Source organism: Candidatus Photobacterium acropomis (assembly GCF_030685555.1).
Taxonomy (GTDB): domain Bacteria; phylum Pseudomonadota; class Gammaproteobacteria; order Enterobacterales; family Vibrionaceae; genus Photobacterium; species Photobacterium lucens.
Genome location: NZ_CP131609.1, coordinates 2,580,328 through 2,594,174, shown reverse-complemented (window position 1 = coordinate 2,594,174; position 13,847 = coordinate 2,580,328). Strand labels below are relative to the sequence as shown.

The window sequence follows — 13,847 nt, the reverse complement described above, 5'->3', positions numbered from 1 at the left end:
TTATGTTCGGCGGTTTACTTTAATAGAGGTTAGCGAATATGATGAAGAAGTTATGGCTAAGTATGTTAGTTGCCGTATCTATGTTGGCAACAGCCAATGCTTGGGCAACACCAGAACAAGCATTGAGTAGCCGCCTTGATAAAGTGAATGCATTTAGCGCTAACTTTACCCAAAAAGTGATCAGTCCTGATGGTGAAACACTGGTTGATGGCACTGGTGATTTATCGATTAAACGTCCAAACCTATTTCGTTGGGATACCAAAACACCTGATGAAAGTTTATTAGTATCTGACGGTAAAACGGTTTGGTATTTCAGTCCATTTGTTGAACAAGTGACAGCGATGTGGTTAAAAGATGCTACAGAGCAAACGCCATTTGTTCTATTAACAAGAAATAGCCCTAAAGATTGGGCTCGCTACAATGTTCAGCAACTTGCTGATACTTTCACTCTGACACCAAAAGATAAAACGTCTTCAATGGACAAGTTTATCGTGACTGTTTCTCAAGATGGACAGGTACGTAACTTCTCTGTGGTTGAAAGTGATGGTCAACGTAGTAACTATACTTTATCTAAATTTACCCGCACGACACCTGCGGCAAGTTTGTTTAAGTTCACACCTCCGAAAGGGGTTGAGCTGGATGATCAGCGACAATGATCAATCAATGAATAGGCAAATACTTTTCGCCTAACATCATTGTTTCATTCGAATATAATAGGTGGCTGTATAGCCACCTTTTTCTGTTTATGGGAGTCGTTATTTTGAATAACTTCAGCCTTGATTTTTCTTCTGATTTCAGACCGCTAGCAGCAAGAATGCGACCTCGAACAGTAGAAGAATATATCGGTCAACAACATATCTTAGGTGAAGGAAAACCTCTGCGTCGGGCACTAGAAGCCGGTCATTTACACTCCATGATTTTATGGGGACCACCAGGGACAGGAAAAACCACATTGGCAGAAGTGGCGGCACATTATGCCAATGCTGAGGTAGAGCGTGTTTCTGCCGTGACATCTGGTATTAAAGATATCCGTGCAGCAATTGATAAAGCGCGTGATAACAAAATGGCAGGGCGTCGTACAATTTTGTTTGTCGACGAGGTGCATCGCTTTAATAAAAGTCAGCAAGATGCCTTCTTACCTCATATCGAAGATGGCACTGTGACGTTTATCGGTGCTACGACAGAGAACCCATCGTTTGAACTAAATAACGCATTGTTGTCCCGTGCTCGTGTTTATAAACTTAAATCGCTAGAAGATAGCGAGATCTTGCAAGTGTTAGAGCAAGCACTCACTGATAAAGAACGCGGTGTGACGGAAACAAACTTGCACTTCGTTGATGATATTAAAGAAAAGCTAGCGGAGTTTGTCCGTGGTGATGCGCGAATGTCTTTAAATTATCTGGAGCAGCTCATTGATATGGCTGAAGAAGATGACAAAGGCGTTAAGCAAATCACGGTTGAATTATTAGCAGAAGTGACGGGTGAAAAAGTTGCACGTTTTGATAACAAAGGTGATCTTTGGTACGACATGATCTCTGCGGTACATAAATCAATTCGAGGCTCTAACCCGGATGGTGCTTTGTATTGGTTTGCTCGTATGCTGCAAGCTGGCTGTGATCCTTTGTACGTCGCACGTCGTTTGTTGGCGATAGCTTCAGAAGATATTGGTAATGCCGATCCTCGTGCAATGCAAGTCGCTGTATCTGCATGGGATTGTTATACCCGTGTTGGTGCTTACGAAGGAGAGCGTGCCATTGCTCAAGCGATTGTGTACTTAGCTTGTGCTGCTAAAAGTAATGCGGTTTATGTGGCGTTTAATCAAGCTAAAGCTGACGCACGTGAATTTCCTGACTTTGAAGTGCCGCATCACCTGCGTAATGCACCAACTAAGCTAATGAAAGAGCTTGGTTACGGTGAAGGCTATCGTTATGCTCACGATGAGCCTGGTGCCTATGCGGCAGGAGAAGTGTATTTACCGCAAGAAATACGCGATAGGGTTTATTACCAGCCGTCAAACCGTGGTTTAGAAATGAAAATATCCGAAAAGTTGGATTATCTTGCTTCTTTAGATGCAAAAAGCCCGTTAAAGCGCTACCAATAATAAGGCTTTTTGGGTATCGTTAAACCACTGGCAGTGACATGAGAGAACTGCCTTCCTACATTACAGGCTATTTTCACTAAAATAGCCTAAATAACGTGCATTTCAGAATATTAAGAGCACAGGATTAGCATGCTAGATTCTAAATTACTTCGAACAGAGCTGGATGAAACAGCTGAAAAACTCGCGCGTCGTGGTTTTACCCTTGATGTTGAAACTTTACGTAACCTTGAAGAGAAGCGTAAGTCCCTTCAGGTTAAGACAGAAGAGCTTCAAGCTCTACGTAACTCGCGATCGAAGTCGATTGGTCAGGCAAAAGCGAAAGGCGATCACGAAGAAGCTGAACGTATCATGGCTGAAGTGGGTAACCTAGGTTCTGAGCTTGATGAAGCGAAAAAAGCGTTGGCTGAACTACAAGCAGAATTGGATGTTATCACTCAATCTGTACCAAACATTCCAGATGATTCTGTGCCAGTAGGTAAAGATGAGTCAGAGAACGTAGAAATTTCTCGTTGGGGTGAGCCAAAAACTTACGACTTCGAAGTGAAAGATCACGTAGATCTAGGTGAAATGGCTGGTGGCCTTGACTTTGCAAGTGCTGTAAAAATCACTGGCGCACGCTTCATCGTAATGAAAGGTCAATTTGCTCGTCTACACCGTGCAATTGCACAGTTTATGCTAGATCTTCACACTGAAGAGCACGGTTACACAGAAATGTACGTACCGTACCTAGTAAATGCAGACAGCCTATTCGGTACAGGTCAGCTACCAAAATTTGGTGAAGATCTATTCCACACTCAGCCACTAACTGAAAAAGTGAATGATGAAGAGCCACGTACGCTTTCATTAATTCCAACAGCAGAAGTGCCTGTAACAAACATGATGCGTGACACCATCACTGATGAAGCTGATCTTCCAGTGAAGATGACTGCACATACACCATGTTTCCGTTCGGAAGCTGGTTCTTACGGTCGTGACACACGTGGTCTTATCCGTATGCACCAGTTCGACAAAGTTGAGCTTGTTCAAATCACTAAGCCTGAAGATTCAATGGCTGCACTAGAAGAGCTAACAGGCCACGCTGAGAAAGTACTTCAGCTGCTAGAGCTTCCATACCGTAAAGTAGTTCTTTGTACTGGTGATATGGGCTTTGGTTCATGCAAAACTTACGATCTTGAAGTATGGGTTCCTGCTCAAGAGACTTACCGTGAAATCTCTTCTTGTTCTAACATGTGGGATTTCCAAGCACGTCGTATGCAAGCGCGTTTCCGCCGTAAGGGTGAGAAGAAGCCTGAGCTTCTACACACACTAAACGGTTCTGGTCTTGCAGTTGGTCGTACAATGGTTGCTATCCTAGAAAACAACCAGCAAGCTGACGGTCGTATTGAAATTCCTGAAGTGCTACGTAAGTACATGAACGGTATGACACACATCGGTTAATTTCTGATTTGTTGTTTGAAAACCCAGCCATCGTGCTGGGTTTTTTTATTTTTGACAGTCATGATCAGCGAGACATGCTGTTAAGCTCGGGGCTTCAATTGCAAGTTCATCGGCTATATCCGCTAAGATCAAATCAAAGTATTGGAAAATGGTGTCTGAGATTTGAAATGAGTAGCTATATAGCCCTTGCTTTAATTCTGTTTCATTGGGTTTGTTAAAAGACAGAGCTAGAAAATTAGGTAGCAGCTTTTCAATCGGCCAAGTCGGTGGCTGTTGTTGGCTAAGCATTTGAATTTGCCCTAAACGTCGTTGGATCATTTTGATATGAATTTTAAGCTCACGTTGATAAATATTACTTTTGATTGGGTAGTGATCTATCGTCCATCGAAAACGGTGAAGATTATCTAGTGAGTTTAAGATAATAGGCCAAGCCGCTTGGTAGTGCTCGAACGCATGATCTTTCTCTGAGGTTAATAAGGCGGAGCTTACTACATCATCAATAAGATACATGATATGGCGAATAATGCGTCCATGAACGGCTTGGCTGCGCTGTAAAGTATACTCATGGCATTCAGTTAATAAGGTCTGTATTTCTTTGCGTAAGATCCGAAACATGGGTTTGTGGTTGCTGTCAGCCTGATGAATTAATACCGTTAAGGTTTCCTTCATAATATGGGTTTTGACGTTGACGGATTCATCGAATTCAACGTTTTTGTTTGGATGAGCTAGCTTCTGGTGGCAAAAACGACGGTGATAGCGAATGAACTCTATCAATTGTCGTAGCATCATTATTTGTTCAAACTGTTTTTTTAATTGGTTATTATTTTTTTGTAGTTTTTGAAACCACAAATAAATAGCCAACAGTGCAATAGTCAGAGCTCCTACTAACCACATAACGCTTCCCTCGATATCTAATGTGTTTTTACTAAATAGGCAATCCCTGTGCCCATTTTTTAATCATTTAAAAACAATGAATTAATAACTTTCGGGTAAGCTTATAAGCTATTTATTGAACGACATCTGTTCAATTGCACCAAGATAGCGCGTTTGAGATAAGGTAAGCAGCAGTAAGGAAAAAGGCGCCATCAAGGCGCCTTATTTATAGATGAAGAGTTTTATGATCTTCTATGATTCTTGCTTTAGAGGATGGAAGTTAACTTTCTCATCTTCAACAGCGGCTTGTGGGTCATTAAAACGCTCAACGTCTAATTCGTTTTCGGTTTTCGCGACAATACATGATACAACCGAGTCACCAGTGATGTTCACTGCAGTACGGATCATATCAAGTAGACGGTCAACACCCATGATAATAGCGATACCTTCAACCGGTAGACCTACTTGGTTCAGTACCATTGCAAGCATGATTAGACCAACACCTGGTACACCTGCAGTACCTACAGAAGCTAAAGTTGCTGTAACAATAACGGCTACATAGTCGCCCATGCTCAAATCAATGTTAAAGGCTTGCGCGATGAATACTGTCGCCACACCTTGCATGATTGCTGTGCCGTCCATATTGATGGTCGCACCTAGCGGTACAGTAAACGATGCAATTTTATTGTTAACACCTAAACGTTTAGTTGCTGTTTCCATAGTTACTGGAATTGTTGCGTTTGACGATGCAGTTGAGAATGCGAACATCACGGCATCTTCCATCTTCTTGAGGAAAGTAATTGGACTTAAACCTGTGAAGATTTTTAGCATTGCACTGTAGGTGACTAAACCGTGGATCAGTAATGCAGCAACAAGTACTAAGAAGTAGTTAATCAGGTTAAAGATGGCATCTAGACCTAAACCTGTGAACAGTTTCGCCATTAAGAAGAACACACCAAATGGGGCAATGTTCATCAGTAGCGCAACTAGCTTCATGATCACTTCATTAAGATCTTTGAAGATTTCGGCAATACGTTCACCTGGTTTGCCCGCAGCACTGATAGCAATACCGAATAACACAGCAAATACGATGATTTGAAGGGTGTTACCGTTCGCCATTGAGCTGATTGGGTTCGTTGGGAACATACCTACAATTACGCTGCCTAGCGTAGGCGCTTCTTTTGCGACGAAAGTCGTTGCTGCACTTAGATCTGCACCAGCACCTGGTTTGAAAACGTTAGCCAGAAATAGTGCAAGGGTAATTGCAATCGCAGTGGTTGCTAGATAGAACGCAACAGTTTTACCGCCTAAGCGTCCTAGTGTTGCAATATCTTTAAGCGAGCTCGTACCGCAAACAAGTGATACAAACACTAGCGGAACAACAAGCATCTTTAAGCTGGCAATGAAAATTTTTCCACCAACATCGAATAAACCATCGACGATGTATTCATGGATAAAAGAGAAATCAGCAAAAAAGGTGCGAATTAAAAATCCGGTGAGAATACCTAATACCATACCGAGAATGACTCGGGATGTAAGAGACATTTTTTTCTTCGTTGTTGACATGGGTTCTTCCTTATAATTATGCACTCTGTCCATCTGTATATCAGAGCAACAAAGAGACTATCAGGAGTTCAATCCATCAACCTAAGTAAAAATACGATCAAAATTTAACTATATGGCTTTCGTCACGTTTTTTATATTTTATTAAAGTTATTTGGTGGTATTTGTAACCATTACTTAACAAGTGAGTGGTTTTTACTATGGGTAGCTCACGATTTTTACTGATTGAGAATTTGGGTATAAATTTTAGTGATGTTCTTATCTGTTAAGAATATGGGCTTGCTATCGATAAAAATATCAGAAATACCTTATTTATTTTATAAAATAAGGTAGTGGTTAAGTAAAATTAAATGAATAATTATTTTAAAAAATGAATAGTGTATTCTGAGGTTTATTGAGGGATAAAAAAAAGGGCACATATTGTGCCCTTCTCGTTAGGTAAGATTAACTTACATAACACGCATACCTGGTTGCGCACCTTCGTGTGGTTCAAGGATCCAAAGATCTTTACCACCAGGGCCTGCCGCTAGGATCATGCCTTCAGACATGCCGAACTTCATCTTACGAGGCTTCAGGTTAGCAACAACAACGGTTAGCTTACCTACAAGCTCTTCTGGCTCATAAGCTGCCTTAATACCAGAGAATACTTGGCGCATTTCACCGCCAATATCTAATTGGAATTTAAGCAGTTTGTTAGCTTTTGGTACTGATTCGCAAGAGACGATTTTAGCAATACGTAGATCAACTTTAGCAAAATCATCAAATTCGATTTCAGCTTCAATAGGCTCTTCTGTAAGCGGGCTTGCAGGTTTTGCTGCCGCTTCAGCCGCTGCCTTATCTGCTGCTGCTTCTTCTTTAGATGATTCAACCATCGCTGCAACGTGTGCAGGATCGATGCGGTTAAATAGTGCTTTAAACTTCGTTACTTCGTGCGCAGTGAGTGGCTGAGCAATTGATTCCCACGTTAGTGTTTCGTTTAGGAATGCTTCGCTACGCTCTGCAAGTTTTGGCATTACAGGTTTTAGGTAAGCCATTAGCACGCGGAACAGGTTAATACCAACAGTACAAATTTCTTGTAGTTCTTGATCTTTACCTTCTTGTTTCGCTACAACCCAAGGTGCTTTTTCATCAACGTATTGGTTTGCTTTATCAGCTAGCGCTGTGATTTCACGAATAGCACGACCGTATTCACGGCTTTCGTATAGTTCACCGATGCGATCAGCAGCTGCAACGAATTCTGCGTATAGCTCAGGCTCTACGAAGTTGTCTGATAGCTTGCCGTCAAAACGTTTAGCGATGAAACCTGCGTTACGTGAAGCAAGGTTAACAATTTTGTTTACAACGTCACTGTTAACACGCTGTGTGAAGTCTTCTAGGTTCAAATCTAGATCGTCAATACGGCTATTTAGTTTCGCAGCGTAGTAGTAACGTAGACATTCAGGATCTAAGTGCTTCAAGTAGGTACCTGCTTTAATGAAAGTACCTTTAGACTTAGACATTTTCGCGCCGTTTACGGTTACGTAGCCGTGTACGAATACATTGTTTGGCTTACGGAAACCTGCACCATCTAGCATTGCTGGCCAGAATAGGCTGTGGAAGTAAACAATGTCTTTACCGATGAAGTGGTATAGCTCTGTAGAGCTGTCTTTGTTCCAGAACTCATCGAAGTTTAGATCGCCACGCTTGTCACATAGGTTTTTGAATGAACCCATGTAACCGATAGGTGCGTCTAGCCATACATAGAAGTATTTGCCAGTTTCACCTGGGATTTCAAAACCGAAGTATGGTGCATCACGTGAGATATCCCACTGTTGTAGACCAGACTCAAACCACTCCTGCATTTTGTTTGCAGTTTCGTCTTGAAGTGCGCCAGATGTTGTCCACTCTTTTAACATGCTTTCAAATTGAGGCAGGTCGAAGAAGAAGTGCTTTGAATCTTTCATTACTGGTGTCGCACCAGATACAGCAGATTTAGGGTTGATCAAATCTGTTGGGCTGTAAGTTTCGCCACAGTTATCACAGTTATCGCCGTATTGATCTTCAGCTTTACACTTAGGACAAGTGCCTTTTACGAAACGATCCGGTAGGAACATTTCTTTCTCAGGGTCAAATAGCTGAGAAATAGTACGGCTAGTAATAAAACCTTTTTCTTTTAGCTGAGTGTACACAAAAGACGCCAATTCACGGTTTTCTGGTGAATGCGTGCTGTGGTAGTTGCTAAAATCAATATCGAAGCCAGCAAAATCAGCTTGGTGCTCTTTGCTAACTTCAGCAATCATTTGCTCAGGTTCCATACCCATCTGCTGGGCCTTAAGCATGATTGGAGTACCGTGTGCGTCGTCTGCACAGATGAAATGAACTTCGTTGCCGCGAAGGCGCTGGTAGCGCACCCAAATATCCGCTTGTACATGCTCAAGCATGTGACCTAAGTGGATAGAACCGTTAGCGTACGGTAGGGCGCAGGTAACCAGAATTTTTCTTGGATTTGCAGCCATAATTACTTATTTCGCTCATGATGGGTAAAAAACGTAGCTGTAAATACTACCTGATGGCAGGCGTTATTCCTAGCATCAGATACGGTTTTCTCTGTTTAAAAACACGTGAGATAGGGCAGTGGTATTGCTTTGGTGGTAGCATTGAGTAAAACAAGCAAAAATAGCGATGCAACAGTGGGTTAATTGCTTTAATTAGCATCAATTTGTTGCTTAATTGCTAATACATTATGTGGAGCGTTAACATGACTAACGATGTCACTCATCGTTTTCAGAGTGTTGGTGATATATGCCAATGGCTGAATTTATTTGAACACCCTCTTCTTAATCCTGAGTGGGCAGATGTACCGAATTTAGTTTCTGTGTCTGCTGATGGCTTGATTAACATCACAATTCCGTTTGCTGCCGCTGAGCTGATTAATGAGCTTGAAGATTGGATTTCAAACCAACAAAGCTGCGGCGCTATTGCTGCAAATGTTGCTTTTAATGTTCGTTGTAAAGTTGCGACGTTGGCGGTTGAAAACAAACAACCTTTACGTGGTGTGAAAAACATTATCGTAGTGAGCTCTGCTAAGGGCGGGGTTGGTAAATCAACAACATCAGTTAATTTAGCTTTAGGTCTTCAGCAACAAGGGGCTAAAGTTGGATTACTTGATGCAGATATTTATGGTCCATCAGTGCCAATGATGCTTGGTACTGTGGATCAAAAACCACAATCACCAGATGGTAAAATGATGATGCCAATTGAGTCTTGCGGTTTATACACCAACTCGGTGGGATATTTAGTACCAGCGGAAAGTGCAACCATTTGGCGTGGTCCAATGGCATCTAAAGCTCTTGCTCAAATTATCAATGAAACGTGGTGGCCTGATTTAGATTACCTTGTTATTGATATGCCACCAGGTACGGGTGATATTCAATTAACCTTATCTCAGCAAATTCCTGTTACAGGGGCTTTAGTGGTTACTACGCCACAAGATTTAGCATTAGCCGATGCCATTAAAGGGATCAGCATGTTTAATAAAGTGGATGTGCCTGTGCTTGGTATTGTGGAGAACATGAGTTACCACATTTGTAGTAACTGTGGACATCATGAAAATATCTTTGGTACTGGTGGTGCGGCGAAAATGGCACAAGAGTATTCAGTTCCCTTGTTGGCGCAGTTACCGCTTGATATTAAAGTTCGCCAAGATATTGATAATGGTAAGCCAACAGTGGCTGCATCGCCGAACTCAGAACAAGCGGCAGCGTACATTGATTTAGCAGCATCTGTTGCTAGCCGTCTTTACTGGCAGGGTGAAACTGCAGTAGAGCAGATTACTATTCGTACGATGTAACAAATATATGAGATGGGCTTCGCCCGTTTTATAGTTAAATGTGTCAGATGTCTCATTTTTGTTGGCATCTGACACCACAACTGCTTATAATCAGGCGGTTTAATTATTTATCTCGCCACGTGATCTAACAGGTGCCTTCTGATATGTCTGAAAATTCACACCAATGCGTAATTATTGGTATTGCAGGTGCTTCTGCATCTGGTAAAAGTCTGATTGCCAGTACTGTATACAAAGAGTTAAAAGAAAAAGTAGGCGATCATCAGATCGGTGTTATTACTGAAGATTGTTACTACAACGATCAAAGCCACCTGACCATGGATGAGAGGGTCAAAACTAACTACGATCACCCAAATGCGCTTGATCACGATTTACTTTGTGATCACTTAGAGCAACTGATGAAGGGTGAAGCAGTAGAAGTGCCTCAGTACAGCTACAGCGAACATACTCGCATGAAGGAAACTACACTAATGACACCGAAGAAGGTGATCATTTTAGAAGGTATCTTGTTGCTTACTGATCCACGCCTTCGTGAAATTATGCACGCTAGCGTATTTATGGATACACCACTTGATATCTGTTTACTTCGTCGTCTACAACGTGATGTTGCAGAGCGCGGTCGTACTATGGAATCAGTGCTTGTTCAGTATCAAAAGACGGTACGCCCTATGTTCATGCAATTTATTGAGCCGTCAAAACAATATGCTGATATCATCGTTCCTCGCGGTGGTAAAAACCGAATTGCTATCGACGTACTAAAAGCGCATATAGCGAAGTTATTACGTTCTTAATGTTTTATAAGGCTGGCAATTGCCAGCCTTATTTTTATCTTTGGGGAAACCCTGTTAAGATTTGCCTACACAGGTTATATTTTGTTGATATTACGTGTGTTTTGCTATTCAGGAGAAAGCTCAAATGAGACTTTGCGACAAGGATATCAAGGCGTACCTTGATGAAGGAAAGATCAGCATTGAACCACGTCCGTCAGATGACTGTATTAGTGGTTTAACGGTTGATGTGACCCTTGGAAATAAATTCCGTATTTTTAACGATCATGGTGCTCCTTTTATCGATCTTTCTGGTAAGAAAGAAGATGTTGCGGCGCAACTTGATAAAGTAATGAGTGATGAGATTGTAGTGAATGAAGAAGAAGCTTTCTTCCTTCACCCTGGGCAATTAGCACTAGCCGTTACTCATGAATCAGTAACACTTCCTGCAAACATTGTAGGTTGGTTAGATGGTCGTTCATCATTAGCACGTTTAGGGCTAATGGTACACGTAACAGCACACCGAATCGATCCTGGTTGGTCTGGTCGCATTGTACTTGAGTTTTATAACTCAGGTCGTTTGCCATTGGCACTACGTCCACATATGCCAATTGGTGCGCTAAGTTTTGAAACCCTATCTGGTGAAGCAGAAAAACCGTATAACAAGCGTGTTGATGCGAAGTATAAAAACCAGCAAGGTGCTGTTGCTAGTCGTATTAACGAAGACGATAAAGCAAGCTAAGTAAAAGTATTCGTTAATGAATAAATAAAAAGGCAATCCCATGGGTTGCCTTTTTTGTTGTTGATACAAGATGTTCCGTATGAAACTATTATTATAAATAGTTGTCGTAGCAAGGTAATTTACTGTTATGACAGTAAATAATTAACCTTTGTTGGTATATGGATAGAGATTTTCATTGCAGTGCAACAATTGATAAGTGCTGTGGTGAAAAGAGGCGAGTATGAAAAAATTACTGTATGTGTTGCTCGGTATTATCATTGTTGTAGTACTTGGGATTGTTGCGTTAGTCACGCTAGTCAATCCGAATCAATTTAAGCCTGTTATTGCAGAGCAGGTGAAAGAACAAATTGGTCGTGATCTGGTGATCAGTGGTGATATCAGCTGGCGCTTTTTCCCTACTTTAGGATTGGATGTTGGCGAAACCGCATTAAAAAACCCACAAGGTTTCGCACAACCGAATTTAATTCAGTTTAAACAAGCAGAGCTGTCTGTTGCTGTTTTACCTTTGTTATCTCACAAGTTAGATATTGGTACCGTCAGTTTGGATGGCGCACATGTTTTTGTTCAAACCCTAAAAGATGGTCGCAGTAATCTTGATGATTTGACGAAACAGTCAACATCAACCACTCAGCAAGAAAGTACAGCAGCACCAGCGTCTAAGCCAGCAAAGGAGACAGCTTCAAAAGCGGCTGAAAAGCCATGGCAGGTATCGTTAGCTGGCGTTAAATTACTGAATGCCAGTGTTGATCTCGTCAATGAGAAAACAGGTTCAAATATCGCTTTAAATAAGGTGAACTTCACCTTAGATACACTAGCGCCTAATACGTGGACAAAAGCACAATTTGATATGGCGGGTGTGGCTAATGGATTACAGTTCACTACTCAAGGTAGCACTGAGCTTAATTTGTCTACGTCATACAAGCTATGTGAATTAAAAAATTTACAGTTATCTTTAACCGCGAAAGATGCGAAGACTGACATCAAACATGCGCAAATTAATGTCGATCACTTTAAGTTTGGTGAATGGGCGACATTAACATTGCAAGCTGAAGGTAAATTATCTGATATTGCTTTTGCAACCAAAGGTCAGACGCAATTAAGTTTATCTTCTGATCAAAATATTTTAACGCTTGAAAACTTGTCGTTAGAAAACAGCCTATCAGGTAAAACATTACCGCGCCCTAATATGCAGGTAAACCTGAAAACCAATGCGAGTTATGATGTTGCAACGAAGACTGCAACCTTATCGAAGTTCAGTGCGAATGCTGATGAGTTAGCAGTATCGGGTAATGCGTCATTTGTTAATCATGATGTGCCTGTTATTCGCTTTAATTTTTCAAGTGATAAGATTGATCTGGATCGCTGGATGACAGCTGAGGGCTCAGCACCTACTGAGCAAAAGAAAACACCAGAAACCGCATCTAACAACGCTGCAGCTACGACTTCTAGTAGTGCTGCACCCTCTAAGGCTCAAGCACCAAGTGCTCCTGTTAATACCACAAATCATGAACCTGACTTATCTCTATTAAAGGGGATTGATGTTGCAGGTACTATTAGTGCGAAACAATTTGTGGTTGCTCATGCTCACTTATCTGATGTGCAGTTAGCATTGTCGATTAAAAATGGCATTGCAGAGCTGAGTCATTTAAATGCTAAGTTGTATCAAGGCACCATTGCCGCATCGGGTAAGTTAAATGTAAATACACCGCTGGCTACATATCAATTCCATAACCAAATCAATGGGGTCGAAATACAACCATTATTGGAAGATATTGCGGATAATAAACAATTATCAGGTCTTGCCAACATTACGACAAACCTGTCAGGTACAGGATTATCTGTTGAGCGTTTACGTAATGGCGTTGCTGGAACCATTGATGTCAAGCTTACTGATGGTGCTGTTTATGGCGTTAATATTTCAGAGATGATCCGCAGTGCAAAAGCACGTTTAAAAGGCGAGAAGTTAGCTGATGATAAGAAAGAGAAAAAAACAGATTTCTCTTCTTTAACAGCGTTACTCAAGTTAGGCCAAGGTAAGGCAACGGTTGATAATTTGCATCTAGCTTCACCGCTGATTGATATTAATGGTCGTGGTGTTACTGATTTAAATAATGAATCAATGGATTTTTCTGTCGATACTGCAATTGTTGCTAGTGGCAAAGGTCTTGATGAATTGAAAGGCATTACTGTTCCGATTAAAATAAAAGGAACTTGGCAAGAGCCTCAATATCAGTTAGATCTGAAAAATTTATTTAAGCAAAATAGCGAATTAGAGCAGAAAGCAAAGAAAGAACTCAATCGTGGTCTAGAAAAGTTATTTGGTGATAAAGCCAAAGATGAAAAGATCAAGAATGTTGCTGATCAGCTGTTAAAAGGGCTATTTAACTGAGTTAATTGAAGATTGCTCACGATAAGAATGAAAAGGTTTGCTTCATTAGGCAAGCCTTTTCTATTTTGTATGTATTAAAATTATAAAGTAAATGGCGACTTTGTAATGAGAACGATAACAGTGACTTATAACATGTCATTCGTTATGCA

10 protein-coding genes are annotated in these 13,847 nt (G+C 41.2%); 7 read left to right on the top strand and 3 right to left on the bottom strand.

The window, feature by feature from the left end:
- The first annotated feature begins 41 nt into the window (after positions 1-41).
- The 3 genes from lolA (at position 42) to serS (ending at position 3,538) form a co-directional block, all read left to right on the top strand.
- Positions 42-656, top strand: coding sequence for an outer membrane lipoprotein periplasmic chaperone LolA (gene lolA / locus Q7657_RS18760; protein WP_498827406.1), 615 nt, complete (start codon positions 42-44; stop codon positions 654-656).
- A gap of 104 nt (positions 657-760) precedes the next feature.
- Positions 761-2,101: a replication-associated recombination protein A gene (locus Q7657_RS18755; RefSeq protein ID WP_061013327.1), complete on the top strand. Its 1,341-nt coding sequence runs from the start codon at positions 761-763 to the stop codon at positions 2,099-2,101.
- Between the two features lie 129 nt (positions 2,102-2,230).
- Complete coding sequence (serS, locus tag Q7657_RS18750; protein ID WP_008987513.1) at positions 2,231-3,538, top strand: serine--tRNA ligase; 1,308 nt, start codon at positions 2,231-2,233, stop codon at positions 3,536-3,538.
- 45 nt (positions 3,539-3,583) lie between these two features.
- Here the strand turns inward: serS and Q7657_RS18745 are convergent, their stop codons facing one another.
- The 3 genes from Q7657_RS18745 to metG all read right to left on the bottom strand — a co-directional run bounded on the left by Q7657_RS18745 (position 3,584) and on the right by metG (position 8,469).
- Positions 3,584-4,432, bottom strand: a complete 849-nt coding sequence (locus tag Q7657_RS18745; RefSeq protein WP_107165357.1) for a hypothetical protein — start codon at positions 4,430-4,432, stop codon at positions 3,584-3,586.
- A gap of 231 nt (positions 4,433-4,663) precedes the next feature.
- The gene (locus Q7657_RS18740) at positions 4,664-5,977 is read right to left on the bottom strand and encodes a dicarboxylate/amino acid:cation symporter (RefSeq protein ID WP_053986908.1); all 1,314 of its coding nucleotides are present in this window, start codon (positions 5,975-5,977) and stop codon (positions 4,664-4,666) included.
- A 446-nt stretch (positions 5,978-6,423) separates the two neighbouring features.
- Positions 6,424-8,469 carry a methionine--tRNA ligase gene (metG, locus tag Q7657_RS18735; protein WP_107165356.1) on the bottom strand — a complete coding sequence of 682 codons (2,046 nt, stop codon included), beginning with the start codon at positions 8,467-8,469 and terminating at the stop codon, positions 6,424-6,426.
- A gap of 242 nt (positions 8,470-8,711) precedes the next feature.
- Here metG and apbC point away from each other — a divergent pair, with 242 nt between their 5' ends.
- The 4 genes from apbC (at position 8,712) to Q7657_RS18715 (ending at position 13,698) form a co-directional block, all read left to right on the top strand.
- Positions 8,712-9,803 (top strand): iron-sulfur cluster carrier protein ApbC, encoded by a 1,092-nt coding sequence (gene apbC / locus Q7657_RS18730; protein ID WP_107165355.1) that lies wholly within the window; start codon positions 8,712-8,714, stop codon positions 9,801-9,803.
- Between the two features lie 143 nt (positions 9,804-9,946).
- The gene (gene udk, locus Q7657_RS18725) at positions 9,947-10,591 is read left to right on the top strand and encodes a uridine kinase (RefSeq protein ID WP_053986905.1); all 645 of its coding nucleotides are present in this window, start codon (positions 9,947-9,949) and stop codon (positions 10,589-10,591) included.
- A 124-nt stretch (positions 10,592-10,715) separates the two neighbouring features.
- A complete protein-coding gene (gene dcd, locus Q7657_RS18720; RefSeq protein ID WP_053986904.1) occupies positions 10,716-11,309 on the top strand; it encodes a dCTP deaminase in 594 nt (197 codons plus the stop codon).
- Positions 11,310-11,529: 220 nt separating this feature from the next.
- Positions 11,530-13,698 carry an AsmA family protein gene (locus tag Q7657_RS18715; RefSeq protein WP_107165354.1) on the top strand — a complete coding sequence of 723 codons (2,169 nt, stop codon included), beginning with the start codon at positions 11,530-11,532 and terminating at the stop codon, positions 13,696-13,698.
- Positions 13,699-13,847 lie beyond the last annotated feature (149 nt).

Coding starts and splice junctions, on each gene's coding strand:
- metG (WP_107165356.1), bottom strand. CDS start 8,469: ATGGCTGCAAATCCAAGAAAAATTCTGGTTACCTGCGCCCTACCGTAC.
- lolA (WP_498827406.1), top strand. CDS start 42: ATGAAGAAGTTATGGCTAAGTATGTTAGTTGCCGTATCTATGTTGGCA.
- Q7657_RS18715 (WP_107165354.1), top strand. CDS start 11,530: ATGAAAAAATTACTGTATGTGTTGCTCGGTATTATCATTGTTGTAGTA.
- udk (WP_053986905.1), top strand. CDS start 9,947: ATGTCTGAAAATTCACACCAATGCGTAATTATTGGTATTGCAGGTGCT.
- serS (WP_008987513.1), top strand. CDS start 2,231: ATGCTAGATTCTAAATTACTTCGAACAGAGCTGGATGAAACAGCTGAA.
- Q7657_RS18740 (WP_053986908.1), bottom strand. CDS start 5,977: ATGTCAACAACGAAGAAAAAAATGTCTCTTACATCCCGAGTCATTCTC.
- apbC (WP_107165355.1), top strand. CDS start 8,712: ATGACTAACGATGTCACTCATCGTTTTCAGAGTGTTGGTGATATATGC.
- dcd (WP_053986904.1), top strand. CDS start 10,716: ATGAGACTTTGCGACAAGGATATCAAGGCGTACCTTGATGAAGGAAAG.
- Q7657_RS18745 (WP_107165357.1), bottom strand. CDS start 4,432: ATGTGGTTAGTAGGAGCTCTGACTATTGCACTGTTGGCTATTTATTTG.